22 protein-coding genes and 1 pseudogene are annotated in these 26714 nt (G+C 50.9%); 15 read left to right on the top strand and 8 right to left on the bottom strand.

The annotated features are described in order from the left end of the window. Positions 1-62 precede the first annotated feature (62 nt). The 4 genes from BVU99_RS06440 to BVU99_RS06425 are packed head-to-tail and all read left to right on the top strand — an operon-like array spanning position 63 to position 4164. Positions 63-1802: a fatty acyl-AMP ligase gene (locus tag BVU99_RS06440; protein WP_099817399.1), complete on the top strand. Its 1740-nt coding sequence runs from the start codon at positions 63-65 to the stop codon at positions 1800-1802. Then, positions 1799-2713 carry an NAD-dependent epimerase/dehydratase family protein gene (locus BVU99_RS06435; RefSeq protein WP_043143080.1) on the top strand — a complete coding sequence of 305 codons (915 nt, stop codon included), beginning with the start codon at positions 1799-1801 and terminating at the stop codon, positions 2711-2713. The genes BVU99_RS06440 and BVU99_RS06435 overlap by 4 nt, the downstream gene beginning before the upstream one ends. Positions 2714-2744: 31 nt before the next feature. Next, positions 2745-3005, top strand: a complete 261-nt coding sequence (locus tag BVU99_RS06430; RefSeq protein ID WP_015378483.1) for an acyl carrier protein — start codon at positions 2745-2747, stop codon at positions 3003-3005. Continuing rightward, the gene (locus BVU99_RS06425; RefSeq protein ID WP_025303501.1) at positions 2992-4164 is read left to right on the top strand and encodes an aminotransferase class I/II-fold pyridoxal phosphate-dependent enzyme; all 1173 of its coding nucleotides are present in this window, start codon (positions 2992-2994) and stop codon (positions 4162-4164) included. The genes BVU99_RS06430 and BVU99_RS06425 overlap by 14 nt, the downstream gene beginning before the upstream one ends. A 68-nt stretch (positions 4165-4232) precedes the next feature. On the opposite strand, the gene BVU99_RS06420 is transcribed toward BVU99_RS06425, so the two are convergent. Further along, a complete protein-coding gene (locus BVU99_RS06420) occupies positions 4233-4964 on the bottom strand; it encodes an ATP-binding protein (RefSeq protein WP_025303502.1) in 732 nt (243 codons plus the stop codon). Positions 4965-5335: 371 nt separating this feature from the next. Here BVU99_RS06420 and BVU99_RS06415 point away from each other — a divergent pair, with 371 nt between their 5' ends. From BVU99_RS06415 to BVU99_RS06380, 8 genes are all read left to right on the top strand, one after another. Next, positions 5336-6061, top strand: coding sequence for a hypothetical protein (locus BVU99_RS06415; protein WP_197759405.1), 726 nt, complete (start codon positions 5336-5338; stop codon positions 6059-6061). Positions 6062-6091: 30 nt separating this feature from the next. Then, positions 6092-6886, top strand: a complete 795-nt coding sequence (locus BVU99_RS06410) for a hypothetical protein (protein WP_043143074.1) — start codon at positions 6092-6094, stop codon at positions 6884-6886. A 72-nt stretch (positions 6887-6958) separates the two neighbouring features. After that, positions 6959-8296 carry a lipopolysaccharide biosynthesis protein gene (locus BVU99_RS06405; protein WP_004935553.1) on the top strand — a complete coding sequence of 446 codons (1338 nt, stop codon included), beginning with the start codon at positions 6959-6961 and terminating at the stop codon, positions 8294-8296. Beyond that, on the top strand, positions 8293-9162 hold the full coding sequence (locus BVU99_RS06400; RefSeq protein ID WP_099817397.1) for a hypothetical protein: 870 nt from the start codon (positions 8293-8295) through the stop codon (positions 9160-9162). Before BVU99_RS06405 ends, BVU99_RS06400 begins: the two co-directional genes overlap by 4 nt. Before the next feature lie 20 nt (positions 9163-9182). After that, positions 9183-9749 carry a YtfJ family protein gene (locus tag BVU99_RS06395; RefSeq protein WP_060447913.1) on the top strand — a complete coding sequence of 189 codons (567 nt, stop codon included), beginning with the start codon at positions 9183-9185 and terminating at the stop codon, positions 9747-9749. Between the two features lie 28 nt (positions 9750-9777). Continuing rightward, positions 9778-10848: an LPS export ABC transporter permease LptF gene (lptF, locus tag BVU99_RS06390; protein ID WP_099817396.1), complete on the top strand. Its 1071-nt coding sequence runs from the start codon at positions 9778-9780 to the stop codon at positions 10846-10848. Continuing rightward, positions 10845-11924: an LPS export ABC transporter permease LptG gene (gene lptG / locus BVU99_RS06385; protein WP_089196063.1), complete on the top strand. Its 1080-nt coding sequence runs from the start codon at positions 10845-10847 to the stop codon at positions 11922-11924. The genes lptF and lptG overlap by 4 nt, the downstream gene beginning before the upstream one ends. Before the next feature lie 103 nt (positions 11925-12027). Further along, complete coding sequence (locus tag BVU99_RS06380) at positions 12028-12777, top strand: glycosyltransferase family 2 protein (protein WP_043143064.1); 750 nt, start codon at positions 12028-12030, stop codon at positions 12775-12777. A gap of 66 nt (positions 12778-12843) precedes the next feature. Here the strand turns inward: BVU99_RS06380 and BVU99_RS06375 are convergent, their stop codons facing one another. Next, complete coding sequence (locus tag BVU99_RS06375; RefSeq protein WP_060447916.1) at positions 12844-14151, bottom strand: serine hydrolase; 1308 nt, start codon at positions 14149-14151, stop codon at positions 12844-12846. 107 nt (positions 14152-14258) lie between these two features. Here BVU99_RS06375 and BVU99_RS06370 point away from each other — a divergent pair, with 107 nt between their 5' ends. From BVU99_RS06370 to BVU99_RS25290, 3 genes and pseudogenes are all read left to right on the top strand, one after another. Beyond that, positions 14259-15170, top strand: a complete 912-nt coding sequence (locus BVU99_RS06370; protein ID WP_099817395.1) for a LysR family transcriptional regulator — start codon at positions 14259-14261, stop codon at positions 15168-15170. A 336-nt stretch (positions 15171-15506) separates the two neighbouring features. Further along, positions 15507-18035, top strand: coding sequence for a dGTP triphosphohydrolase (dgt, locus tag BVU99_RS06365; protein WP_099817394.1), 2529 nt, complete (start codon positions 15507-15509; stop codon positions 18033-18035). Between the two features lie 50 nt (positions 18036-18085). Further along, positions 18086-18187 (top strand): annotated as a pseudogene (locus BVU99_RS25290) (transposase); the annotation flags it as partial. A 295-nt stretch (positions 18188-18482) separates the two neighbouring features. On the opposite strand, the gene BVU99_RS06360 reads toward BVU99_RS25290, so the two are convergent. From BVU99_RS06360 to BVU99_RS06335, 6 genes are all read right to left on the bottom strand, one after another. Further along, positions 18483-19202, bottom strand: a complete 720-nt coding sequence (locus tag BVU99_RS06360; RefSeq protein WP_099817393.1) for a hypothetical protein — start codon at positions 19200-19202, stop codon at positions 18483-18485. Between the two features lie 173 nt (positions 19203-19375). Then, the gene (locus BVU99_RS06355; RefSeq protein ID WP_033643773.1) at positions 19376-19978 is read right to left on the bottom strand and encodes a site-specific integrase; all 603 of its coding nucleotides are present in this window, start codon (positions 19976-19978) and stop codon (positions 19376-19378) included. 282 nt (positions 19979-20260) lie between these two features. Beyond that, complete coding sequence (locus tag BVU99_RS06350) at positions 20261-23392, bottom strand: AAA family ATPase (RefSeq protein WP_144334747.1); 3132 nt, start codon at positions 23390-23392, stop codon at positions 20261-20263. Continuing rightward, positions 23382-23924 carry an ABC-three component system middle component 1 gene (locus BVU99_RS06345; RefSeq protein ID WP_144334746.1) on the bottom strand — a complete coding sequence of 181 codons (543 nt, stop codon included), beginning with the start codon at positions 23922-23924 and terminating at the stop codon, positions 23382-23384. The genes BVU99_RS06350 and BVU99_RS06345 overlap by 11 nt, the downstream gene beginning before the upstream one ends. Then, positions 23911-25233, bottom strand: coding sequence for an ABC-three component system protein (locus BVU99_RS06340; protein ID WP_069100305.1), 1323 nt, complete (start codon positions 25231-25233; stop codon positions 23911-23913). Before BVU99_RS06340 ends, BVU99_RS06345 begins: the two co-directional genes overlap by 14 nt. Next, the gene (locus tag BVU99_RS06335; protein WP_099817390.1) at positions 25226-26275 is read right to left on the bottom strand and encodes an MBL fold metallo-hydrolase; all 1050 of its coding nucleotides are present in this window, start codon (positions 26273-26275) and stop codon (positions 25226-25228) included. The genes BVU99_RS06340 and BVU99_RS06335 overlap by 8 nt, the downstream gene beginning before the upstream one ends. Positions 26276-26714 lie beyond the last annotated feature (439 nt).

The following is a 26714-nucleotide window of genomic DNA, read 5'->3' as shown; positions in this document are numbered from 1 at the left end:
ATTACCTCGCCAAGAGTGATTTTTCTCTTTTGGTGATTTTTAATCTATGGCTAAGTTTGTCTATGTCTGAAACAAGTTCCGTTCATTCTCTTCCTATGCGCTATGCGGACTTCCCCACTTTAGTGGACGCGTTGGATTACGCGGCGCTGGGCAATACGGGAATGAATTTTTACGACCGTCGCAATCAACTCGTGACCGTTCTCGAATATCGCACGCTGCAGCAAAAAGCGATCTCGGGCGCGCGGCGTTTATTGTCCCTGAAGCTCAAGAAAGGCGATCGCGTGGCGCTTATCGCCGAAACCAGCGCGGGATTCGTCGAAGCCTTTTTTGCGTGCCAATATGCCGGCCTGGTGGCGGTACCGTTGGCGATCCCGATGGGCGTGGGCCAGCGCGACTCCTACACCGCCAAACTGAAAGGGCTGATCGCCAGTTGCAACCCGGCGGCTATCATCAGCAGCGAAGAGTGGACACCGCTCATCGCGTCGGCTACGGAAAACACGTCGGCGATGCACATCCTCAGCGACGAGGATTTTAACGCCTTGCCGGAGCCGGAGATCGCGTTGCCCGCGCCTTCGCCCGACGATATCGCCTACCTCCAATACACCTCGGGCAGCACCCGCTTTCCGCGCGGCGTGATCATTACCCAGCGGGCGGCCATGGCGAACCTGAACGCGATCAGCCGCGACGGGATCAAGCTGCGTGCGGGCGATCGCTGCGTTTCATGGCTGCCCTTCTATCACGACATGGGCCTGGTCGGTTTCCTGCTGACGCCGGTAGCGACCCAGCTGTCCGTCGATTATCTGCGCACGCAAGATTTCGCCATGCGCCCGATGCAGTGGCTGAAACTGATCGCCAAGAATCGCGGCACGGTGTCCGTCGCCCCGCCGTTCGGCTACGATCTGTGTCTACGCCGCAGCAACGCCAAAGAGCTGGCCGATCTGGATCTTTCCAGCTGGCGGGTTGCCGGCGTAGGCGCCGAGCCGATCCCGGCCGAGCTGCTCGGCCAGTTTGGCGAACACTTCAGCAGCATCAACTTCGACAGCAAAGCCTTCATGCCGTGTTACGGCCTGGCCGAGAACACCCTGGCGGTGAGCTTTTCCGATCCTTGCTCCGGCCCGCAAACCAACGCAGTCGACCGCGATATTTTGGAGTACGAGGGTAAAGCGGTCGCGCCGGGCAAAAAAACCCGCGCCGTCTCGACCTTCGTCAACTGCGGCCGTGCGCTGCCCGGCCACCGCATCGAGATCCGCAGCGAAACCGGGCAAGCGCTGCCGGAGCGCCAGGTCGGCCATATCACGATTTCCGGCCCCAGCCTGATGAACGGCTATTTCTGCGACGATGAATCTCAGAAGCAAATTCAGGTGACCGGCTGGATGGATACCGGCGATCTGGGCTACCTGCTGGACGGCTATCTGTACGTCACCGGCCGCAAGAAGGACTTGATCATCATTCGCGGCCGCAATATCTGGCCACAGGATATCGAGTACGTCGCGGAATCCGAACCGGAAATCCGTTCCGGCGATGCGATTGCCTTCGTGACTGAAGAACACGACGAAGCGGCCAGGATCATTTTGCAAATCCAGTGCCGAGTCAGTTCAGAAGAACGCCGAGAACAAATCGTGCATTCGCTGAGCGCGCGCATTCAAAGCGAGTTCGGCATTGCGGTGGACATCGAGCTGCTGCCGCCGCACAGCATTCCCCGCACGTCATCGGGCAAACCCGCCCGTGCGGAGGCCAAAAAACGCTGGCTGAGCGCTTCGCTCTATCCGCAAATGCCGCAGCTGGCCGGTTTCGCGCAATGAGCGGCACCGTCGCAGTGACGGGCGCGACCGGCTTTATCGGCCGGCATATCGTCCAGGAACTGCTGGCGCAAGGGTTTAACGTGCGCGCCCTGACGCGGCAAGCCGGAAAAGCCGCTGCGGACAACCTGCAGTGGATCCCCGGCGCGCTGGAAGATCGGCCCTCGCTCACCGAGCTGGTGCGCGGCGCAGAATACGTCGTGCATTGTGCGGGCCAGGTGCGCGGGCATGCGGAAGCGGTGTTCACCCGCTGCAACGTCACCGGCAGCCTGAACCTGATGCAGGCGGCCAGGCAAAACGGCCGCTGCAATCGTTTCTTGTTCATGTCGTCGCTGGCGGCCCGCCATCCGGCGCTGTCCTGGTACGCCCATTCAAAACAGGCCGCCGAGCAGCAACTCATCGCCGCCTCCGGCGATATCGCGCTGGGGATTTTCCGCCCAACGGCGGTTTACGGGCCGGGCGATAAAGAGCTGAAACCGCTGTTCAACGGCCTGCTGCGCGGCGTACTGCCCCGGCTGGGCGCGCCTGAGGCCAAGCTCACTTTTCTGCACGTGAGCGATTTGGCAAAGGCGGTCAGCCAATGGGTGCAGGCCGAACCCGCGCAGCCGAATATTTACGAACTGTGCGACGGCGTGGCCGAAGGCTATAACTGGCTGCGCCTGCGCGATATCGGCGCCGCCGTGCGTCACGGGCCAGTGCGTCTGGTGGGCATTCCGCTGCCGCTGCTGAAAGCCCTGGCGGATATCAGCGTGGTGTGGAACCGCCTGGTCAAACAAGAGCCGATGCTGACGCGCAGCAAAATACGAGAATTAACGCATCACGACTGGTCCGCCAGTAATCACGCGCTGTCGCAACAGATTAATTGGTTTCCACAGGTAAGTTTGGAGCGCGCACTGCGCGAAGGGCTGTTTTAATAATTCCAATTAGAGGTGTGTCAACGTTCTTATGCTAAATCGCGATGCTGTAATGGATTATATCCTGACGTGTTTGCAAGGTATCGTCGAAGGCGGAGTGGAAATAAAACCTGATAGCGATCTCGTCAATGATCTTGGCCTGGAATCCATCAGAGTCTTGGATCTGCTGATGATGCTGGAAGATGAATTAGATATCTCCATTCCTATCAATATATTGCTTGATGTCAGAACGCCGGAGCAACTGCTTGACGCGCTGCGCCCTTATCTGGAGAAAAACCATGGGACTGTATGATAAGTTTGCGCGGCTCGCCAATGACCGTGAGCAATTTCAAACGTCCGGTCTGAATCCGTTCGGCACCTGCATCGACGAAGTCTATTCCGCCACCCAGGGGCGCATCGGCGATCAAAAGATTGTCCTCGCCGGCACCAATAATTACCTTGGCCTGACGTTCGATGCGCAGGCGATCGCCGCCGGCCAGGCGGCCCTGGCCGCGCTCGGCACCGGCACCACCGGCTCGCGCATGGCGAACGGCAGCTACGGATCGCACCTGACGCTGGAACGGGAGCTGGCGGAATTCTTCGATCGCCCAAGCGCTATCGTTTTCTCCACCGGCTATACCGCCAACCTGGGCGTCATCAGCACCCTGGCGGGGCCGGGCGCCGTGGTGTTGATCGACGCGGACAGCCACGCGAGCATTTACGACGCCTGCGCCCTCGGCGGCGCGGAGATTATTCGCTTCCGCCACAATGACGCCGCCGATCTGGAGCGCCGCATGGTGCGCCTGGGCGAGCGGGCCCGCGAGGCGATCATTATCGTGGAAGGCATCTACAGCATGCTGGGTGACGTCGCCCCGCTGGTGGAAATCGTCGATATCAAGCGGCGGCTCGGCGGCTATCTGCTGGTCGACGAAGCGCACTCCTTCGGCGTGATGGGTGAGCACGGCCGCGGCCTGGCCGAAGCGCTCGGCGTCGAGCAAGACGTGGATATTATCCTGGGCACCTTCAGCAAAAGCCTGGCTTCGATCGGCGGTTTCGCCGTCGGCGGCAAAGGGATGGACGTGCTGCGCTACAGCAGCCGGCCGTATATCTTTACCGCTTCGCCGTCGCCGTCCAGCATCGCATCGGTGCGCACGGCGCTGCAAAAAATCGCGCGCCATCCCGAGCTGCGGGAAAAGCTGTGGAGCAACGCGCACCGTCTGTACCACGGCCTCGCCGAACTGGGGTATACCCTGGGGCCGCGCATCAGCCCGGTGGTGCCGGTGATGATCGGTTCAAAAGAAGAAGGATTGCGTTTCTGGCGCGAGCTGATCGCCCACGGGGTGTATGTAAACCTGGTGCTGCCACCGGCCGCACCGGCGGGCGTCACCCTGTTGCGCTGCAGCGTCAATGCCGCGCACAGCGATGAAGAGATAGACGCCATCGTGCGCGCCTTTGCGGCGCTGAAAAAATAAAGCCTTCCCTCTCGGCCGCGGCGGCGGTGCCAAAATGGTATCGCCGCCCTGCCGAATCGCTGCGCACCTCAGTGCGCAGCCGTTGATACCCCATCAGCCGAATAGCGATAACCCTGCGCCGCCATAAATTCCCCGATGGCTTTTTCCGCCGCCGAAAGCACCTCCTCGATCGGCCGATCGGCATCGAGATCCACGATGTCGGCGCCTTCGAACGTCAATAACGGCGTGACGGCGATCTTCTTCTCCAACGCCGCTTTGCGGTGATCGGGTTTACGCGCGCAGGCCACGTCCAGACTGACATTCAGCTTGAGTACCAGATCCGGTTTTTGCCCCGCCATCCATTGGAACGCCGCCCGCTCCCGCGCCGCCAGCCAACGGACAAAACGGCTCCCTTCCACGTCGACGGGAAAAACCGTACCGTCGTAAGCGCCGGGGATTTGCGCCTGCGGAAAACGGTCGGTCAACACGATGAACCCTTGCCGACGGTACGCCAGCATGCGGCGGAAACGCAGCAGCCGCCGCCCCACGAAAGCGATGATCACCGCCGACGGCAACAGGCCGATGCGGGATTTTTTCGTTTTGACTTTTTTGGTATTACTCTCGATAGCCTTGCCCACCGAGCGCCCGAGCAGCGGCAATTTCGCCGCCGCGCGGCCGACGTTGCCCGCCTGTTTGCCCAGATGCACTTGCACCGCCGGGCCATAATGTTTCATATACGCGATCAGATGTTCACAAACGGTGGACTTACCCGATCCGTCGCTGCCGATAACCGCAATCAGCGGCGGAAATTTTGCACTCATAATAAGACTCTCTTTCAATACACCAGAAACGGCGTGCCATATTTGAAGCGACCTGTCGCTTATCATTGCCGTGGCGGCTACGTGAAAAAATCTACCGTAGCGCGGCGCCAAAAAGCACAAAATATTAAGCGAAAATTGAAAACCTCTGCTCTTTTTTCACCGTGAGCCCTACCGGAAATTAACATAAAAAGCGAAACCGGCGCGCGCACGAACAATTAGCACAAAATAACAAGAACGAACGCCATAAATATCAATTCAAATAGCGAACAAGAATACCAATCTCATTATTTTATCGCAGCAAAGCACAATAAATATCTTGAACCCAAGGCGTATTGGAATACAATAGTTTTTTTCGCATTGGATCAATTATTGTGAGTCAGCAGATAAGACCTTCATCTGATCGCTCGCCCGTGCGCGTAATAGCGATAACCGGCTGTGACGGCTCGGGAAAATCCACGTTAGCTGCCAGCCTGGTCAACGCGTTATCGGCACAAGAACCTGCCGAACTGCTGTATCTCGGCCAGTCTTCCGGGCGCATCGGCGAATGGATCAGTTCGCTGCCGATTATTGGCGCGCCCTTCGGGCGTTATTTGCTGAAGAAATCGGAACGCGTGCATGAGCGCCCTTCCACACCGCCGGATAATGCCACGGCGCTGGTAATTTTTTTACTCTCCTATTGGCGCGTTTATAAATTCCGTCGCATGCTGAAGAAAAGCCGCAGCGGCGCATTGCTGATCACCGATCGTTATCCGCAGGCCGAAGTGGCGGGGTTTCGTTTCGATGGCCCGCAGCTGGCGAAAACCACCGGCGGCAATAGCTGGATCCGCGGGCTGAGAAAGCGCGAACAAAAGCTGTACCAATGGATGGCGTCTTATCAGCCCTTATTATTAATTCGGCTGGATATTGACGAACAAACGGCCTATTCACGTAAACCCGATCACTCGCTGGCGGCGTTGCGTGAAAAGATCGCCGTCATCCCGCACCTGACGTTTAATGGCGCTAACATATTGGATTTAGACGGCCGCGAGCCGGCTAACCGTATTTTCGATGCCTCACTGCGCGCCGTTAAAATATCGCTGAGGGCCGCTAATGCCTAGCCGCCAAATAACCTTTTCGTACCGAAACAGATGAAAAAAAATAAACTCACCGCCGAACAGGATACCTCTCCCACCTGCATCACCGGGCTGATTGCCGTGGTGGGCAGCGACGGCACGGGCAAGTCCACGCTGACCGCCGATCTGGTGAAAAACCTGCAGCAACATCGCCCCACGGAGCGCCGCTATTTGGGGCTGATCTCCGGCGAAGACGGCGACAAAATCAAGAAGTTGCCGTTCATCGGCGTGTGGTTGGAACGGCGCCTCGCGGCCAAATCCGATAAAACCCAGCGCATGAGCAACAGGCCGCCGGCGCTGTGGGCGGCGCTGATCATGTACGGCTTTTCGCTGTGGCGCGCCGCCAACCTGCGCAAGGTGCGACGGCTGGCGCAGAGCGGCGTGCTGGTGGTCAGCGATCGCTACCCGCAGGCGGAAATTTCAGGTTTTTACTACGATGGGCCCGGCATCGGCGTGGAACGCGCAAAAGGCTGGCTATTGAGCCGCCTGGCGGCGCGCGAACGCCGTTTATATCAACGCATGGCCGTCTATCGGCCGGCGCTGATCATTCGCCTTGATATCGACGTCGATACGGCGTTTTCCCGCAAGCCCGATCACAGCTATGAAGAGCTGAAAGACAAGATCGCCGCCATGGTGCGCCTGCAGTACAACGGTGCGCGCATCATCGAGCTGGACGCCAGAGCCCCTTACGACGAGGTGCTGAGCAACGCGCTCAACGCCATTTCCGCCGTAGTGAATCCCGCGAAGCGCCCACAGAGCGATATCGGGCAACCCGGCGAAAACGCCGGCGAAGAAACTCAGGTTTATTAAACGCACACAGGGCAAGCGCATGACGGCGGAACAAAAAATGCAGCAAAACAACGATAACGGCTGGTTTTGGTTATGAAACGGTGGTTTTCCGATGGCGCGTTTCGCTCCATTTTACGTAATGCCGCCTATTTAGGCTCCGGCAGCGTCGCCAGCGCGCTGCTCGGCCTGCTGGCGCTCTCCTGCGCCGGGAAAGGCATGTCGCCTGAAATGTTCGGCGTGCTGGTGGTGATCCAGGCCTACACCAAAGCGGTCAGCGATTTCATCAAATTCCAGACCTGGCAGTTTGTGGTGCAATTCGGCACCCCGGCGCTGGAGCATCAAAATACCGGGCGCTTCCGCGACGTCGTCGCCTTCTCCTTTGGCCTGGATATCGCCAGCGGCGTCATCGCCGTGCTGGGCGGCATGATCATGCTGCCGTTCTTGTCTCACGCCCTGGGGCTGGACAGCGAAAGCTTCTGGCTCGCCATGCTGTACTGCACCCTGATCCCGTCGATGACCTCGTCCACGCCGACCGGCGTGCTGCGCGCCTTCAACCGCTTCGATCTCATCGCCATCCAGCAGGCGATCAAGCCGTTCCTGCAGGCAGTGGGCAGCGTCATCTCCTATTATTTCGATCTGGGGTTCCCCGGCTTTATCGTCACCTGGTACGCCTCTAACCTGATCGGCGGCACGCTGTTTTGGTGGTTCACCGCGCGCGAACTGCGCCGCCGCGATATCCACGGCGCGCTGAGGCCACGCCTGTTCAACGTCGCGCGCCGCATCGAGGGCGCCTGGAACTTCGTCTGGACCACCAACATTGCCCATACCATCTGGGCCGCGCGCAACTCCTGCACCACCGTGCTGGTGGGCGTGGTGCTCGGGCCGGCCGCCGCCGGGCTGTTCAAGATCGCCATGACCTTCTTCGATGCGACGGGCACCCCGGCCAAGCTGCTGGAAAAAAGCTTCTATCCCGAGATCATGCGCCTGGATCCGCGCACCAAAACCCCGTGGCTGTTGGGCCTGCGCTCCTCGCTGCTGGCCGGCGGCATCGGCCTGGCCGTCGCGGTGTTGATGTTGCTGGTGGGCAAACCGCTCATTTCCGCCGTCTTCGGGCAGCAATACCTGGAAGCCTATGACCTGATTCAAATCATGCTGGGCGCGATCATCGTCTCCATGATGGGCTTCCCGCAGGAATCCTTACTGTTTATGGCAGGCAAGCAGCGCGCTTTCCTGATCGCGCAGGCGACGGCCTCGGCGGCCTACATTGCGCTGCTGGTATCGATGGCGTATGCCTTCGGCGTGCAGGGCGCCGCCTTCGCTTATTTACTGGGGCAATGTTTAGACGTGCTGTTATCCCTGATACCGACGATCGGCGCCTACCGCAATCGCTTTATGTTGGGGCTGAATGTGCCCAAAGAGAGTAATCAATGACCGCTATCACGAATTGGAAGAAGTTCTCCGCCGAAACCACCCAGGCGCTGTTTGTCGCGGTGGAAGAGGATGACCTGGTCGAGGCGAATATCAGCCTGCCGCAGCAGATCGATCTGGAATGCTCCCCCGAGAGCATCCGGGACAACTACGCGCTATGCCTGCAGTTTTGGGAAGACGGCTTTTCCCGCCGCGAGCTGCTGCAACTGGTGAACGGTTTCCTGCAAGACCCGCAGTTGGCGGCGGCTACGCGCATGCGCTACAAATATATCCGCGCCCGCTATAAGCACTTGCGCTTCGCCCAGCAGCTGTACGGCGCCCCCCACCGCGCCAACCGCCTGTTCCACACCACCACCGTGGTACTCGGCCATTTTCAGGACGCGTTTCGCAACGGCAACCAGAAGAACCTCACGCTGTACGGCAACCTGCTGCGGCTGCTGCTCAGCAAGCCGGTGTGGTCATACGTGCGTTATGCGCTGCGCCACACCCGGCTGGAAAGCGCACAGGGCTTTATCACCTACCGCCAGGAGCAGATGCGCCAGCTGCAAACGCTGATCGCCGGCCCGGCGCTGACCGGGCATCAGTTTCACGACGTGCGCAAAATCGTCAGCCGCCAGGTGTCGTTTTACGACACGCAAAGATCGATCGATCCCGACAACCGCGAGGCCCGGCAGATCTCGCGCTTCCTAGCGGCGATTAACGGCCTGATGGGCGACCGGCACGACGTGATGGTGGCGGACAAGCTGGCCGGCGGCGATATCTATGACCGGCCGGCGATCCTGGATATCGACATCCGCCAGCGCCTGGAGCTGCTGCTGGCGCGCTTTCCGCTGTCGTTTTCCCAGCCGGCCATCGCGGCGGGCAGATAAGCGGGTTGCACGGAGCCATGATGACGTTACGTCGCTTGCTGACCCTTGCGCTGCTGCTGTCGCCGCTGGCGGCATCTGCGCATAACTTCGTGCATGGCCGGCCGGTGGCGCCGATCGCCATCGCCGATCGCGGCGAGCTGCTGCTGCGCAACGGCGATTTCAGCTACCGGCCGTGGAACAGCGCAAAACTGGCGGGCAAGGTGCGGGTGATCCAGTACATCGCCGGGCGCACCTCAGCCAAAAAGAAGAACTCGCTGCTGATCAACGCCGTTAAGGACGCGAACCTGCCGGGCGATCGCTTCCAGCCGACCACCATCGTCAACACCGACGACGCGATACCGGGTTCCGGCTTCTTCGTGCGCGGCAAGATCGAGAAAAACAAACGCCATTACCCCTGGGCGCAGTTCATCGTCGACAGCGACGGGCTGGGGCGCATGGCCTGGCGGCTGCCGGAGGAGAGCTCCACCATCGTGGTGCTGGATAAGGCCGGGCGCGTGCAGTGGGCGAAGGACGGCGCACTCACCCCGCAGGAAGTTGACCAGGTGATCGCCCTGCTGCGCACCCTGATCGCGCAGGAGACGCCATGAAGCGCACGCCGCCGGGAGCCGATGACGCATGTCTTTGATTGAACGCTATATCACGGTTGAGATCCGCCGCCTGGTGATGATGATCGCCGGGTTTCTGATCTTCATGTTCGCCAGCTACTCCGCCCAGCGCTACCTGACCGACGCCGCCAACGGCACGCTGGCGCTGCGGGTGGTGGCCGACGTGGTTTTCTATAAATCGCTGATCGCGCTGGAGATGATATTGCCCGTCGCGCTGTATGTCTCGGTGGCGGTGGCGCTGAGCCAGCTGTACAGCGATGCGGAGATCACCGCCATGCTGGCCGCCGGCGCCAGCCCGCTGCGGCTGTATAAGGCGGTGCTGCTGCTCGCCGTGCCGCTGGCGATAGCGGTCACGCTGCTGTCGCTGTATGGCAGGCCCTGGGCGTACGCCAATATTTATCAGCTGCAGCAACAGTCGCAATCGGTGCTGGACGTGAGCCACCTGCAGGCCGACAAATTCAACGTCAGCGGCAACGGCCGCATGATCCTCGCCAATCACGTCGACAAAACGGCCAACCACCTGACGGACGCCCTGATTTATGTGCGCGGCGGCCATCACACCAACCTGTACCGCGCGCAGTCGGTGGAGGTGCTCGACGCCTCTCCCGCCAGCCCCGCCGTGCGGCTGAAAACCGGCACCGCCTATGTGCTGGATCGTGAGGGCGCCGACGACAACGGCCAGAATTACGACAACTTTGACATCGCGCTTAAACCGTTCGTGCCCAGCGCCGAGAGCCGGCACAAGTCGGCCTCGCCGGCGGAACTGGCGCGCTCCGCCGATCCGGGCGACGCCGCCGAACTGCAATGGCGCGAGAGCCGCGGGCTGACCACCGTGCTGATGGTGCTGCTGGCGATCCCCTTTAGCCGCATCAAGCCGCGGCAGGGTCGCTACGCCGCGTTGCTGCCCCTCACGGTGCTGTTTACCGTAATTTTCTATGGCGGCAACATTTGCCGCACGCTGGTGGCCAACGGCTCTCTGCCAACGATCCCCGGCGTTTGGCTGGTGCCGATAGCGATGGCTGTCGGCATCGCCCTGCTGCTGGCGCGCGACTTATCCCTGCTGCGGAAACCCTCCCGATGACTATTTTTAGCCGCTACCTAATGCGCAACGTGTTCATCGGCTTCGCCGCCGCGGCCGGGTTGCTCATCCCGCTGTTCACCACCTTTACGCTGATCAACGAGCTGGAGGACGTCACTCCGGGCGGCTACCGCTGGCAGCAGGCGCTGCTGGTGACCGTGATGACCCTGCCGCGCAGCCTGGTCGATCTGGGGCCGTTTATCGCGCTGCTCGGCGGCATCGTCGGGCTGGGGCAGCTTTCCAAGAGTCTGGAACTGACCGCGATCCGCTCCGCCGGGATGTCGATATTCCGCATCGCGCTGGTGATGCTCGCCGCCGGGCTGCTGATGAACCTCTCGCTCGGCGCCCTCGATGAATGGGCCGCTTCGCCGCTGCAGCAACGCGCGCTGCAGATAAAGAACAACGCGCTGGCGCAGTCGAACGATAACGACGTCACCGTTAACCCGCTGTGGGCGCGGCGCGGCAACGAGTTTGTGACGGTCAAAACCGTCGATGAGAACGACCAGCCCCACGGCATTGAGATCTTCCGCTATCAGGCCAACCACGCGCTGGAATCTTACATTTACGCCGACAGCGCCAGCACCGCCGCCGACGGCAGCTGGCTGCTGCACAACGTGATGCAAAAAAGCTGGCAAGGCAGAAAGGAGACGATTCAGCGGCAAGACAGCCTGCTCTGGCGCTCGCTGTTCGCCGTGCCGAGCCTGAAAGAGCTGACCCTGCCGGCCGGCAGCTTCTCGCTCCAACAGCTGGATCGCTATATCGATTACCTGCAGGGCTCGGGGCAGCCCAGCACCGAATACCGCCTGGCGCTGTGGAAAAAACTCGGCCAGCCCCTGCTGGTGCTGGCGATGATTTTGCTGGCCATCCCGTTTACCTTCACCGCCCCGCGCGCGCCCGGCATGGGCAGCCGATTAGCGCTCGGCGTCATCATCGGGCTGCTGACCTACATCGCTTACCAGATCGTCCTCAATCTGGGGTTGCTGTTCGCCCTCAACGCGCCCTTCACCGCCCTCGCCCCGCCGCTTTTACTCCTGGCATTGTCGCTGGCGCTGGTTTATCGGTTTGATCGGCGGGGTTAGGCATTTTCCGAGGTTGATAAGGGATAAGAAGAGAATCGCAATTTCCATTCCAGAGAAAACATTACGCGCTCACCTGCTCAGCGATTTTTAAGGATGTTAGTTAATGGCAAAGATAGCTGTTTGTATACTGACTTTTAACTCCTCTCGTTTATTACACGAGGTGCTTTCTCCACTCATGGGCATTGCGGATGAGTGGATTGTGGTGGACTCCGGAAGTACGGATAAAACGCTGTCTATTTGCCAAAGCTTTGGAATAAGCCCTATTTACCATCGTTTCGAAACGCATGGACGACAAATGAACTTTGCGATTTCTCAATCTCACCATGATTGGGTACTGTGCCTGGACAGCGACGAAATCCTTGATGCCGAAACCATAGCGTCCATTTTAACATTCAAATCGCAGGCAAACCCGCCACCACAGCAAGCCTATAGAATAAAAAGGAATTGGTTTGTACTCGGGCAGCCCGTCAGAACGATTTATCCCATCTCCTCACCGGACTACCCCGTTCGACTGTTCAATAGAACACAGGTCAGGTTCAATGATGCTCCGGTAGATGATGCCGCTGAAGGCTATATTCACACGTCGGTCATTCCCGGCAATGTTAAGCACGATACTTTTTATTCTCTCCATGAAATACTCAATAAGCTCAATAGCTATACGACAAGGGTAGTCAAATACAGAGACATCAGGCCCTCGATATTTCGTGGCGTCGTAAGCGCGATCGGCGCGTTTTTCAAATGGTACGTACTGAGCGGCGCATGGAAGGAAGGCAAAGTCGGCGCCGTTACTGGGTTTTATGCCGTGGCCTACAGTTTCCTAAAGTATTTTAAATCTTGGTATGGCAAAGATTGATAGCGTTAAGGGCAGAAATAGGGGCTGAATGACAACCGCCATCCAGCCCCTGCTCGCTCCGCGGGCTTAACGCAGTTCCTTCGCTATCGCGCTAAACATCAGCGACGCCTCCAGCGGTTGCGCGCTGAAAGAAGGCTCCGCCTGCGGCCAGGTGGACCACTGGACGATCACCAGATTCTCCGCCTGATTGACCATAATCATCTGGCCGAAGATCCCCAGCGCCCACAGGGAATGCTTGAGGGAGGCCTGCGGAACAGGCTCAACGTTGGTCGCATTCACCGGCACTTCGTTGTTCCACCATTGGAATCCGTAAATGCCGTTGGGATGCGCCGCCGACACCGAGCCCACCGCCCGCGTCCAGTTGGACGACTGGGCTACCCAATCTTCCGGCAAGATCTGTTTGCCGTTCGGCAACGTCCCATTATGCAGAATGAACTCGCCGAAGCGCCCCCAGTCTTCCAGCGTGGCGTTAAAGCCGTGCGCGCCCACGTCGTGCTGGCCTTTGGCGTAGGCATGCCACACGCCGTCGCTCGCCATGCCGTACGGCTGCCAGATGCTTTGCTGCAGATAGGCCGCCAGCGGCATGCCGGTGGCGCGCTCCAGCACGTCGCCCAGCAGCCACGCGCCGCCGGAGGAGTAAGACCAGTTCTGCCCGGCAGGGTGCGCACGCTGCAAGCCGGCCACCAGCTTGCGCACGCAGGCGTAGGTGCCGGGCCTGGCTTCACACTCGGTCAGCTGCGCGAAGTCCGATTTCGGGTTGGTGTAATCCTCATTCCACGCCACGCCGGAGGTGTGGGTGATCAGCTGCCTGAGGGTCACGCCGTCCCACGCGGTGCCTTTCAGATCGGGTTCGTATTGCGTGATGAGATCGTCGAGCGAGCGGATTTTGCCCTGTTTAATCGCCACGCCCACCAGCGTGGCGACCACGGATTTGCCCACCGAGCGCGACGTCCACAGCGTGGCGTCGGTATTGCCCTCCCCAAGATATTTCCAGGCGATTTTGCCGTCTTTCAATACCAGCATGCCGCTGACGTTCTGGCGCTGCAGATAGTCCTGCAGGCTGTAGGTTTTGCCATTCACCCGATAACTGGCGTCCTTTAACGGTTTAGCGGCAGCCGGCAGCGGTGCGGCATTGCCGTGATGAAACACATCCCCGGCATAGTTGCGGTAGTCGTTACGAAAACCGATCACCCGATCGCTCTGGCTCCAGGTGAGCATCTTGTGCGTGTCCGGCAATTGCGCATCAAAAGGTGCGGGACAGGCGCTGAGTTCGGTGCCCGCACAGGCGGCCAGGGCGGCGGGCGCCAACAGGCCGCTGCAGAGACTGATGACAACGCCCGCCAGCAGGCTACGGTTAAACACTTTGCTTTTCATATTTTTTCTCGCTTAGCTCAGGAAGGCGTTCAGCTTAAAAAAACGCAGCCTATAATAAAAAACGCCTGATGGGGGAAAATCCCCCGAAAAATCGACGGGAGAACCGCGTGCCGAGCCTGATTTATTCCTTTGCCCAACTGGAAGCCTTCACCGCCGTCGCCGAGCACGGCAGCCTGGCGAAAGCCGCGCTCAAGCTGGGCAAAGACCGCACGACGCTGCGCGATTTGATTGATTTTCTCGAGGATGGCTTGGGCTATGCGCTGTTTCTGCGCGAGGGGCGCAGCCTGCACCTGACGCCGGAAGGCGAACAGCTGCAGCGCCAGGCGCACCTGCTGATGCGCCAGGTGAAAGCGTTTGAGGCGTTTGCCAAAGACGTGCCGAAGAGCGCGGCGCAGGAAATCTCGCTGGTCTACGATCCCTTTACACCCCGCGCGCTGTTGCAAGCGCTGATTGCCGCCATGGCCCAACGCAACACGCGGCTGAGCCTGATTAACGCCTCACGCGACGAAGCGGAAAGGCTGCTGGCAAACGGCCAGGCCGATCTGGGTATCTGCCAGGCGCGCAACCGCAGCGTGGGCGACGCCATGGAGTGGCGCGCCTTAGGGGCAATAGAGATGGATTTTTACGCCGCTAAAACGCTTTTCCCCAGCGCGGAACAGCCGCTTTCACTGCTGGAGCTCTCGCTCGCGCCGCAGGTGATCATGCACCCGGATTCTGACGAACCCGTGGCGCGCCGCCTGCAAATCTCCGGGCATACAATATTTACCAACGAACTGGAGATGCTGCGCGCCCTGCTCGAACAGGGCTGCGGCTGGGGATTCCTGCCGACGCATATGCATGCGGAACAGTGGAAAAACGTCAGCACGCTGCGCACCGAAGTCGGCAGCCAGGGGATCAGCCAAACCATGGTGACCATCTGGAAGCCGGGCAATGACCGGCGTGCGCTGATTGATGAGACGCTGGCGCTGTTGCCGGGGTTGTGGCGGAAGGTTGGGGGTGAAAAGTCGCGGCTAGATTAGCGGTGTTGTTATCGGTAGTCGAGCGTAGGGTTCATCATCTGCGTTGTTTATACGCTCATTCTTGAGCGGGGATTTCTGTTTTCCTCAATGAGCCCCACAACGCTTCCGTTCCACAGCTACTGGTACTGGTTTATTGCTTTGAACGGTGGCATTAAGGGGCAGCTTTGAGCGAGAAGCGGAAGTTCACGATCATTTCCACTGCTGCTTAAGGTTTTACAAGCATAGTGGTATGTTAGTGAACTGGCCGCAGGTCAAGTTGACCACAATTTTTTTTATGCAATACTCAGCATTTCTAAACAATAGTTTTAATTTAACTAGTCTAACACTGGAAAGCATATGACTACACGCACACATCAAGAACAAGTTTGGGAGACCAACTTGAGAATAAAAATTAAAAATCTGTTTAAGCGAGGATATAAAAAATTTGATGAGATATTACCACTGTGTGATGGCGCCCAACCTAAAGATGCATTTCGCATATTTAACGAATTGAAAGAAACCAACTTTGGAACATCTACTAATTCACTTGACTATAAATCTAAATTTTTCTTCAAACTCCCTGCGGCCAACCCTAAATTTTTCCAATGGTGGTATACTCTTGAATCACAGGAGTTAATGACTACTAGGATTCTGGATATTCATAATGATCATGACATTGCCTGCATAGGCACTCCTACTTTAGCCGCAACAATTTCTTCATACAACAAAGAAGTAACATTGCTTGATATTGATGAAGATGTTGTATCTTTATTTAATAAAGTATTTACAGGTATATCAAATGCCGAGGTGCATGATGTAAATGTCGGCAATATTGGCTTACATGGAAAAAAATATGACTGCATAACAATAGACCCTCCTTGGTACCCTTCTGAATTTAAAAAGTTTATTTCTAGAGCAATACAGTTATCAAAAGATGGAGCAACAATCTATTGCTCTATCCCACAAAATCTTACACGACCAGGGATTAGAGAGGAGAGAGCGGAACTAATTTCATCTTTGCAAAAATGTGGTCATGATATATTATACATTGAGCCTAGTGTGATGAAATACATAGTTCCATATTTTGAAGAAGAAGCATTAAAAAATAGTGGTATTGAGACAAAGAATCAACCATGGAGATCTTCTGATTTATTAGTAATAAAAGTCAATGGGACTAAAACACTAAGCTTTGAGTCCGAAGTGATTAACAAGGTCAGGTCTTTCTCTAGGGTTGGGAATAATCATGTTTTTCGGGTGTTCATAGAAGAAAACAATGTAGAATCTAGTTTTCCAATTAGAAGAGTTGATGACTTTTCCAAATCTATTAGCAATAGAGACAATGTTGAAAAAGTAAACTTATGGACTTCGGAAAAACAAGGATTTCAAGTTAACGATATAGTCTTTTTTAACGAAGTAATCCAATTATGGAGTGATGGTAATAATATAGAAGAGACAATAAAGATTATTGGTGAGAGAAATAACGACAAAGCTAATGTAAACTCAATTAAACAGATAATTGAACAGCTAGAAGAATATACTGGTTTTTGGGCGATGACCCCAGAATCTCCAGTGCGTCGCACATCTGAAGAAATAAAAAAGAAAAATGATGCTTTGTCTAGTGAGTGGGCCGCCAAAGCCTCTGAAAGAGAACATGGAAGCAGAAGTGATGGCTTTCGTATAGAATTTCAAAGGGATCGAGATAGAATTATCTGGTCGAATGGGTTTAGAAAACTCGCTGATAAAACTCAATTATTCCCTCTTGAAGAAGATGAACATTTAAGACAACGACTGGCACATAGCATAGAGGTAATGCAGCTAGCATCGACTATTGGTGCTGCTTTCGGTTTAGATAAGAACTTAATAGAAGCTGGCTCATTGGCTCATGACATAGGGCATACTCCATTTGGGCATGCTGGCGAACACGCAATAGATCAAATGTTTCGAAAATTAGGTTTTAAAGGTGGCTTTAACCATTATGAGCACGGTGTGGATGTTGTTCGATTTTTGGAAGGTTCATATCAATACAGCGTTATTGAATTGCATAATGGGCTAAATTTAACACCAGAGGTATGTGATTGCATTTTAAAACATACGTATTGCCACAATGGGGATGGACCTAGTCAAGAAAATATATGGAAACATACAAAACATCAAAAATACCTGAAATGTGGAGGATACAGTCACCTTGAAGGTCAGGCAGTTAGAGCTGCTGATAAAATATCTTATTTACTATCAGATATAGAGGATGGAATAAAGTTAGGAGCTATACAACTTCATGACCTCTTAGGTTCTAGACTGTTTCATCGAGCTCCAATAGACTTTAGAATGAGAAGCGGCGAAAATCTATATGGTAAGTTTATAGAGCAAAGGGGGGCTATAATAAAACTCCTGATGGAAGATATCATTCTGGAGTCAACAAAAAGGATCAGTAAATTAAAATCCAGAGCCGATGTTTTTAATGCGGGCCATTACTGTGTATTTCATAGTGAACAGATTGATAATGACATGGGAGAAATTTGGGGTAAAATTCAAGTCAACAAACTTCACCTAGATCCGAGAGTTTTATCTGCTAATATGAAGGCTTCAAAAATGGTAAGCGAGTTATTGTTACTTTTTACGTTATTCCCTGAGCATATAAATACACAATTTAGAATGGAGCATGAGAGATTAAATTCAACTGAATACTTGAAGTATTATAGAGACCAACATAAAACAATTGAAATACCTTATGATCTTTTAAAATTCTTGCCTTTGGATATGATGATAGGTTTCCATCCTGGAAATACTAAATATATAGATGTATATCAGTTAATTTTGGCCAAGGATTATGTTGCAAGCCTAACAGATAAGAAACTAAAGAGGGTTTACAAAGAGCTATTAGATTAATTGAATTTTTTTCAGTGATATCTCTGTATTTTCCCTGTATGGAGATCTCCATGCGTAAAGTCCGATTCACCGAACATAAGATCATTGCCGTACTGAAGTCCGTTGAGACCGGGCGTGCCGTAAGGGACCTTTGCCGTGAAGCCGAGATCTCTGGAACTTAGTACTAGTGTATGCATACTACCTAACGGACTAGGCACCTTTGAACATATTACCTGACGTATCGTAACTTTCTAGATGTCCGCTTCTGCCACGGAGCGGACGAGTTTACCAGGTTGAAGGTCTGCTGTGAGCGAGGAGCGGAAGTTCGCAATTGAGTCGCCATATATGTTTCTATTAATGCCGTGAATCAATTGGACTGACCCCACCACGGTATAGAATCCTGCTCTATAGTTTGGAGTGCCCCATGACAGTAAGCCTCCTTCGGGTGTTTTTTTATTTGCCGCAGGTCTATTTGCGCGACCCAATGAATAGATCAGGTGTTTTATGTGCCTTCAGGGCTTCTTCTACATCGTTGAAGTAGTTTTTTAATATTTTCGTCATCGCCTGGAGAGAGCCAGATTTAAAGTTAACCTGCTCACCATCTTGTACTAATTCCTTAGAATATGTATGCATCAGGTCCTCCAACTCAGGGATGGGCCTACCATCATTTGAGACGAAACGCGCATCGTTGTGCGCACAAGCGTTACGTAACTTAGTTACTTTCTTCACCAAAGAGTAATATCTCGAAGCCTTCATGCCAATGATCTTCCTGGCATACAAGTCACAACGTTCAAAACCATTACCTTTAAGGTCTGACAACTTAACAGGCGCGTTGTGAACCCTTGCAAAGCCATTACATAGCTTCTCGAAATCGTGCTCAAGCATGCCGTATAACGTCAAAAAGACAGAGCGGCGTGTAACGCTGGGATAGTAGGATGTAAACATATCATCTAAATCAACAGATCCGCTATCCAGTCCCATATAGTACTCAACTAAATAATAAGCGTTATCTTCAGCAGAGATTTCATACTCTTCAGTTTCTGGCCCTTCGGTATGGTACTGGCTTACATTAGCTGCGATAGAGGCATCAGTTTGCGCATTTAGAGAGGAAATGATCTCAAACGTTAGGCTTACGTCATAGTGTGAAAATTGCATTGGAAGGTCCAGTAAAGCCTCGAATTTAAACATTTCATATTTCCTGTATAGTTTGTTCTGTTCATAAAACCCGAATGATATGCCCTACCAGTGTTGCTGTAATCATAGCAACACCAAATGTTTCGACCTAGTCCCAATTCATTATTATACCGTGATTTAGCAATGTCCTCTCATGGCACAGGGCTGCTGTTGCAGCCCTGACAACCTTAGACTTCAATCGATTCAGAGATCTCTAACGCATCATCGACTTCGATGCCCAGATAACGGACTGTGCTTTCCAGTTTCTTATGGCCCAACAGAAGTTGGATCACCCGGAGATTCTTGGTTTTCTTGTATATCAGGTAAGGTTTTGTTCTTCTCATGGAATGTGTGCTGTAAAGCGAAGCTTCGAGACCAAGCTTTTCTACCCACCTATGAAAAATTCGGCTGTATTGTCGGGTTGATATGTGCCGGTTAGTTCCGATCCGAGACCGAAACAAGAAGTCTTTACTGTGCAAATTGCCAAGCTTTATCAATGCAGCAACAGCTTCTCTTGTCCCTTTGGTTATCTCAAATTGCACAGGGCTACCGGTTTTCTGTTGCAGCACCGTTGCTCTGCTTGAAACCGAGCTACCATATGCAACATCAGATACTTTGAGGTTCACCAGATCACAGCCTCGTAGCTTACTGTCTAAGGCCATATTGAACAGAGCTAAATCACGCGTTTTACCTTCCAGTTCAAGTCGGATTCGGATCCCCCAGATATGAGATATCTGAAGTGGTCTTTTTTGGCCTATGATACGGTCTTTATTCCACGGTGACGTGTTCATACTCAAATCTCCTGCAATGTGGGAGATTTGAGTATGGTTGTCCCTTATGAGCGAAGAGCGGACATTGGCCTTATAAGCATAACTGAACCGTACTCAGGATCTCTAAAAGCCAATGGTTCTACTAAGCGGGGTGCTTACACTGATCCGCTGTTAAAGAACACTGAAAAGATGCCACATACAATATGCAGCATCATCGTCTAGAATAAAGTCTTATTGGGGTAGGATTTTAACTATTGTGCTTTGCCTAGCAAATAGGAGCTTTATGTGTGTAAACACATGCATTTAATCACTATTGCCATCAGCTTGCACAACACCAAATGATTTGAATCTTATGAATTTTGAACCAAACTTCTCCTCTGGAACCTTAAGTTTTAGAAGTTCATAAAAATTTTCGTCATGTGTAGACAGGATTATTTGACGATTGAATTTAATTGATATATTTCTTAATAAGTCGATAACTGAAAGTATATTTATTGAATCCATGGAATGGATTGGGTCATCAATCAATATTGACCTTACTTGCTCGCCATCATGCTCAATATGCAATGCTTTTGCAAGAAATATACTGAGGCTAAGTATATTTAATTGTGCAGAGCTAAAGTAAAGCGCTGGAGAAATGGGCTGACTCATCTCATCTTCATAAAGATACACCTCTAGCCTAGGCTTATCCTCAATAGGGAAAATACATTCAAAACTTACAGTCTTGAAAAATGGATGCGGATCAATCTTTCGATAAATTGACGTAATTAAATCAGTGTAGAAGAAATTATCGATTCTCTCCTTGAGCTTAATTTCAGTCTTCTTTAGCTCTCGGCTTAATGAAAGAGACAGGACCTCAACCTGACTTTTTGTATCTCGATGAGAGTTAATTTTAGCGCGAATCTCCCTAAATTTGAAGAATGGCAGGACATCCTCAATCTGGGCCTTAACAACATTGGTAAGCATCAAAGAAGAAGACGCTGTAGTTATTTTCTTTCCATTATCATATTTCTTGCGATGCAATTCCTCATTGAGAGAGTCGATTGGCGCAGTGACATCATTAACGAAGGGACTTAAACTTGTCTGAATTAACGTTGCCGAGTCTTGAACTTGACTCAGTTCTTCCTTAAGTGAATTTAATCCTTCAAGGAGTAATGTCTCGGATGAGTATACGTCAGATTGAATTAAGTTTGTTTGAATTTTTTTGATAATTTCTGCAATAGCAGACAATTCATTTTGTAGATTTTTTTGGCTTTCAGTTAGGTCATTATATTTTCGTGAAAAAATATTAACAATATCCCCATCAGGGAGTATGTATCGAGTTTTAAGATTTTTATACAGAATATAAATATCGTCTTGTTCCATCGCCCCTAATTTCGCTAGGATTTCAGCTCTATTAGAAGCTACGGTGTCGGTCACTTCTTTGCTAGCTTTGATTGAGGCGAGCACTTCCTCCAGGCTGCTGTCTATTTTAACGATAGTCGCTTTGATGCTGGAAATGGCTTGGTTCAAGAATAGTATGTAATCTTCTTTGCCAAGGTTTCGAGCTGCTGCTCTGAGGCTATGCAAGCTATCCGTTTTCACCGTCCGTTCTTGCTTCGCGTATGCCAATTCGCGATTTAGGCGCTCAACTTCAGACTCAGTAGTGGAGAGCCGTTCGCTGATAGTAGCAACTACGGTTGATTTAAGAGTTGTCAGATAGCTTTGCCCATGGTCTAAAATGCCATCGATCTGAATGATTTTTTTCTGAAGGTCTGATTTATTCTCTAGAAGCGAGTGGAGCGCCGCTTCAATGCTGCCATTCGATTGGATTTTCTCCAGAAGTATAGTATGAGACTCATATTGCGCATTGCACACAGGGCACGTATCAGAGGTAGTTTTTGACAAAAGTGATTTTGCCATACTAATTAGCGAGAACAAATCGGCAGATTGCCCTCTTAAATCCTTGGCATTTTCATCTATTGTCTTAATTCGGTTTAGTATTTCTTCTTTTAGTTCCAAGTGCTGGTGATAGTTTACTACAAATTCGGTGTCTGGCTTAAGTAACGCTTGAGTTACGTCTGATATGGCCGATCTTCCGAGTTTAAGGTTAGAGTAATTTGACAGTTCCTCCAATAATGATTTCTTAAGATTTTCCGCAGTTAATATTCGTCTCTCGCATTCGTTAATTTTAGCATCGAGGACAAGAATTACTTTATTTTGAGTGTCAATTTCGACGAACTGAGATTCGACCTTAGTTAATGCATCGATCAAGTTCGACAACTGAGTGTCATTGTCGAGGCGCTCCTGGCGAAGAGATTCTACTGACTGGGCCTTTGCACTGTTTGATACATTTCTGTCTTTAAGTGAAATATCGAGAGCAGAGAGTTCCTGCTTATGAGTAGCGATGTCGTCAATTGTCTTATTTAATTTTTTATGGTTAGACAAAATTAGGGATATCAGCTGAGTTTCATTAATAAAATCTCGAAATTGTTGCTCTAAATTAATTTTAGTATCTTGCGCCTTGGATAATGAACTAATATCATCTCTATTTGCAAGTATTTTTTCCAAGTCTTCATTGAGTTTCGTTTGATGGTCACGATACTGGGCAAGGATAGGTAGATTTCCCAAACAGGTGTCAATAGTCAGTTCCTGTTGCCGTAATGAGGTTAGCTTAGTATTTAATTCAATTACATGTTTAGAAAGCAAAGACATTAATTCAGTCTGTTCCAACTCTGAAAAACCACTTTCAATATTAGGAAACCTTCCTCCATTGAGATTTATTTCATCTATAGTTTTATTAACTTCGTCAACACTAAAATCCAGCGTGGGCTCACGCAAACTTCCTTCGAGTTCTGAAATTGTATCGTTTAATTGCTTTAGCTCTCGATTACAAGATTTTATTGAAGAAAATAAGCTGCTACGGTATTTTTCGTCGGTTCCGCCAAACGCCCCCATGAAACGATCATAGCGTTGCTCCGGTCGTTCTTCTTTTAAGAATACATCAATTGCATCTTGAGACAAGAAGATGTCTGCTAAATGCTTAGTGGTTTTGTCTGTTCGCGCTGTATCATAGGTGTAGTCGCGCTGGCCTAGCGCGGGACGTCTGACGGAACGCTCAAACTCCTTGTTCCCAGTCGCACGCACTTTTACGTATGAGGGAGCATCTTCCGCAATATATCTATTTTTTAATATTCTTTGTGATGACTCGCTATTATTCAAATAGAGTGATGCCGCATCATTATTTGTACGCTGACTTTCTCTGATGTACCGTCCTATGTTGTTTGTTATTGCCCATTCCATAGCATCATAAAAGGAACTTTTGCCGAATCCGTTTGGAGCATATATGGCTATAAAGTTGGACACTTTGCCGTCTGGATTTGAAAAGTCGAATGCCCCATCACCTTCTAATGCATATGCACGAAAACCTACAATATCCACGGATTTAAATTTCATTGTCAGAAACCCACTTTGCCAAGTAAATAATTTTTTCAGAAGATAATGTTGGATTTGCTTTTTTTTCTGGCAACAGTTGGTTCAACTGTTTGTGCAGTTCACTCAGTTCCTCTTCATCTATTTGAGGCCTGTATGAGAATACGGGGCTGAGTTTTAGATCGGCACCTAAGATCTCGTTGTTCAGATAGATTCCAGGGTCAAAAGTATAATCAACATCTGAAACAACAAATTTCCGCATAGAAAATTTATCGTTCTCAATTTCATATTTTGTTGTTTTTGCAATTGCAGATGGCGTTACAAATGCAAGGTATATATTCCAAGCGTCAAATTTATTTTCCAATTCAGCTTGGTATTCGTAGGCGATAATGCTAGACACTTTTTTCCACAGAAAAAGCAAGTCTGCTTCATCTTTAATCCAACAGACAAAACAACTTATGTAAGTTTCTGGCTGTGATCGATATAGGTAGAATGCTGCTTGAGGAAACTGTCGTGACAAGAAATTAATATCTTGATTAGAGTTAGATATATGCATTGTAAAGGTCTTTTATTCGGGCCATTAATTCAACTTCGCCATGTTCCTTACTTCCAGCGTAGTAACCGGCAAAATTTTCATCATCATCTACTACGCAAAGCTTGTGTAAGCCAGCTAAATGGTAAACTTTGAAGTCAATAGCTGGATTTGTTATTCCTGAGTCGACCATCATTTCACTTTTTTGACCGCGTCCGATATCAATTACGACCCTGTCTAAAGACGACTTACGAGCTTCATGCTTTGGTGCGCTATCCCCTGTGCTGACAATAATCTTTCCACCGAGTTTTAGCCCCTTGAAGTCTGATCGAAAAATATCCATCAACTTCCAAATCCAATTATCTTGATCGGTTGAGAATAAGAATCTGCGTCGGGTGGAGTTCTCATCAATGTAAGAGAAATCAGCAATAGTGATGTCATCAATTAAGCTACTGATTATTAAGAACTCAAGGTATGCAATCCAAAGATTCTCATTATAGAGATTTTGCTCTGGGCAGTCTCTGATTAATAGCTTTTTCTTAAATTTCTCATAGAGCGCGAAAGGGGTCATATTTTCCACAGAACTAAGCTTAGATCCACGCTCATGAAGCTGATTCATGAGGAATGTTAAGTTATTCGGATCCTCAGCTTGAGCAAAGCATTGAAATGTTTTATCTACCAGCCCTATAAAACTAGTCATTGAGGGAGGATGTATTTTATCAAGTCCTGATTCAGAGAGTAGTTTTTCAATCATGGCTACAGGCGTACAAATAACCTTTCCATGAAATTCACGGTCGACAACGCCCTCTACTCTCGACTCTATCCCTTGAAGGAAAATATCGCCTCCAAGTTCGACGAAAATTCCGCCGCCAGATGATCCCACTACTTCACTCCAGCCCGGCCTCCCGTCAAGAGTTACTGAAAATCTATCATCTTCAATTTCATTGACTCGCCCTGGATATTCTCTTAACTGTTCGCGAGATTCTAATTCTCTACGAATAGAGGGGTATCCATAATAAAAAACTCTTTTGTTTCTTTCTGGTTTTGATACCGCTATTTGTAGGTCGGAGGCTAGCTCGCTGCTTGTAATCAAAACGGCTAGGTCGTGGTCAGTGCTGACGATCCGACTCACTAAATCAATTACATCTCCATTCATTTTTTTGACAGTGATTTTATCAATGTCAAAATATTGACTCGAGTTCTCTTCGGTTTCCAATACGTGTTTTGCCGTGAGTATATAGCTTTGGTTACCGCGGGCCGATTGGATAAACACACCACTGCCATCATTAACCATGACGACATGGGAGCGTATTTTATTAATTTGATCAGGCAAAGCTTAGCTCTCCAGAAAGCGCCATGACACGTTCTTTTAATTGTGCAAGTTCGTCTTTTGTATAGATACTTGAGATCACCGATTTATAATTGAAGAATATTACTGCATTTGAATTTTTGTTGTGGATACGTGCAAACGTTGTTTTATTTGGAAGGCCATGTCGGGTAGCATCAGTGCTGACTATGTAATTCGAAGAATTTATTGCACACAGTAATTCTAAACTAGTGTTACCTTTACTCCCGTGATGAGAGAGTTTAACCATTTCTGCGTTGATAGGAGTGTCGGCATTGTATCCAAACATTGCTAAACCTTGAGTGATACTAGTAGGGTGTGCATCACCTAAAAATAGAAAATTTTTCTCCCCTACTTTTAAAATAAATGATATTGAACTTCCATTTGGCTTTGAATTATCTTCTTTAAATGAGTCTTGATCAATCAGCTCTTTGTAGCTCTTTTTCCAATCGGTGTTTGATGCAGAGGTAAATGGGCTAGATTGTTCTTTTTCCCATTTTACCAGAAGTTTTTTTAACTCAGCTTCGTTTGGTGTAAGATAAATCAACTCACAGCCTTGCAGGGAAATTTTATCGCCCTGCTTTATCACGTTCCTGTGCCATATCCCAAGATCCTTTAGTAATTGTTCAAGAGTATTCCCTTGTTTAAATGAAGTATTTTGGGATTGAGTAAAGTTCCCTAATATATCTTTATTAGGATCTATTGGAACTTTGAAGTAGTCATGGATGAGTTGCCCAGAATTAAATATCACTTTACGTGCAAGCTTCGTCAGTCCATCTTTGACCTCAAAGGCCTTTATTAAACCACCGATATGATCATCGTCAACATGTGTGAGCATGACGAGATCAATTTGCTTACCTTCAGCTTCTAGCTCGTTAAGTAGGCATCTAAGTTCTCCCTGTGGAGAGACACCAAACGTAGCTTCTGGCCCCCCATCGATCAGAATCCTCTCCGTAACCGTTCCTGAGTCAACGGTTATGAATATGCAATCTCCGTGAAACGCTTTTAATACACGAACGTTAACTGACATGGCCTTCTCCTTCCGGTTCCGGAGCTCATTGCTAGAGTAACGGCATGTACAGCGATGCGAGCTGATAATGGTTATCCTAACCTAAGCTATTGCCAGCGCAAGCACACAGTGCTAGCAATAAATTGCTATTTATTACTTCATTTGTCCTTGGTTAGCAATACTTATTCGGCTTTCAGTTGAGTTTCCAGCCTCTTCTTTTTCGTCTTCAGACGTGGCACTTGATCTATTGACCCGCTCCCCGTTGATTAACACATTATGATCTCAGCAATGTCCGCTCTTGGCACAAAGCAGCCATTAACACCTAACCTCGACCATGCGACACACCTTACCAAACTCCCCGCCAACAAAATATAGCCACATAAAATGATTAAACTCATAATTAATAAACCAGTGACATTATTATCCCTGCTTTCATTCTATTATTTTACTCCCCCATTTC

Origin of the sequence: Serratia sp. OLAL2 (genome assembly GCF_002752475.1) — a bacterium.
GTDB classification, from domain to species: domain Bacteria; phylum Pseudomonadota; class Gammaproteobacteria; order Enterobacterales; family Enterobacteriaceae; genus Serratia; species Serratia bockelmannii.
The sequence above is the reverse complement of the archived record's forward strand: the minus strand, read 5'-3'. Positions and strand labels throughout refer to the sequence as shown.

Coding starts and splice junctions, on each gene's coding strand:
- BVU99_RS06410 (WP_043143074.1), top strand. CDS start 6,092: ATGAAAAAAAATAAACTCACCGCCGAACAGGATACCTCTCCCACCTGC.
- BVU99_RS06440 (WP_099817399.1), top strand. CDS start 63: ATGTCTGAAACAAGTTCCGTTCATTCTCTTCCTATGCGCTATGCGGAC.
- BVU99_RS06345 (WP_144334746.1), bottom strand. CDS start 23,924: ATGCATATATCTAACTCTAATCAAGATATTAATTTCTTGTCACGACAG.
- BVU99_RS06395 (WP_060447913.1), top strand. CDS start 9,183: ATGACGTTACGTCGCTTGCTGACCCTTGCGCTGCTGCTGTCGCCGCTG.
- BVU99_RS06430 (WP_015378483.1), top strand. CDS start 2,745: ATGCTAAATCGCGATGCTGTAATGGATTATATCCTGACGTGTTTGCAA.
- BVU99_RS06355 (WP_033643773.1), bottom strand. CDS start 19,978: ATGAACACGTCACCGTGGAATAAAGACCGTATCATAGGCCAAAAAAGA.
- BVU99_RS06375 (WP_060447916.1), bottom strand. CDS start 14,151: ATGAAAAGCAAAGTGTTTAACCGTAGCCTGCTGGCGGGCGTTGTCATC.
- lptF (WP_099817396.1), top strand. CDS start 9,778: ATGTCTTTGATTGAACGCTATATCACGGTTGAGATCCGCCGCCTGGTG.
- dgt (WP_099817394.1), top strand. CDS start 15,507: ATGACTACACGCACACATCAAGAACAAGTTTGGGAGACCAACTTGAGA.
- BVU99_RS06380 (WP_043143064.1), top strand. CDS start 12,028: ATGGCAAAGATAGCTGTTTGTATACTGACTTTTAACTCCTCTCGTTTA.
- BVU99_RS06360 (WP_099817393.1), bottom strand. CDS start 19,202: ATGTTTAAATTCGAGGCTTTACTGGACCTTCCAATGCAATTTTCACAC.
- BVU99_RS06405 (WP_004935553.1), top strand. CDS start 6,959: ATGAAACGGTGGTTTTCCGATGGCGCGTTTCGCTCCATTTTACGTAAT.
- BVU99_RS06420 (WP_025303502.1), bottom strand. CDS start 4,964: ATGAGTGCAAAATTTCCGCCGCTGATTGCGGTTATCGGCAGCGACGGA.
- BVU99_RS06435 (WP_043143080.1), top strand. CDS start 1,799: ATGAGCGGCACCGTCGCAGTGACGGGCGCGACCGGCTTTATCGGCCGG.
- BVU99_RS06425 (WP_025303501.1), top strand. CDS start 2,992: ATGGGACTGTATGATAAGTTTGCGCGGCTCGCCAATGACCGTGAGCAA.
- BVU99_RS06335 (WP_099817390.1), bottom strand. CDS start 26,275: ATGTCAGTTAACGTTCGTGTATTAAAAGCGTTTCACGGAGATTGCATA.
- BVU99_RS06350 (WP_144334747.1), bottom strand. CDS start 23,392: ATGAAATTTAAATCCGTGGATATTGTAGGTTTTCGTGCATATGCATTA.
- BVU99_RS06400 (WP_099817397.1), top strand. CDS start 8,293: ATGACCGCTATCACGAATTGGAAGAAGTTCTCCGCCGAAACCACCCAG.
- lptG (WP_089196063.1), top strand. CDS start 10,845: ATGACTATTTTTAGCCGCTACCTAATGCGCAACGTGTTCATCGGCTTC.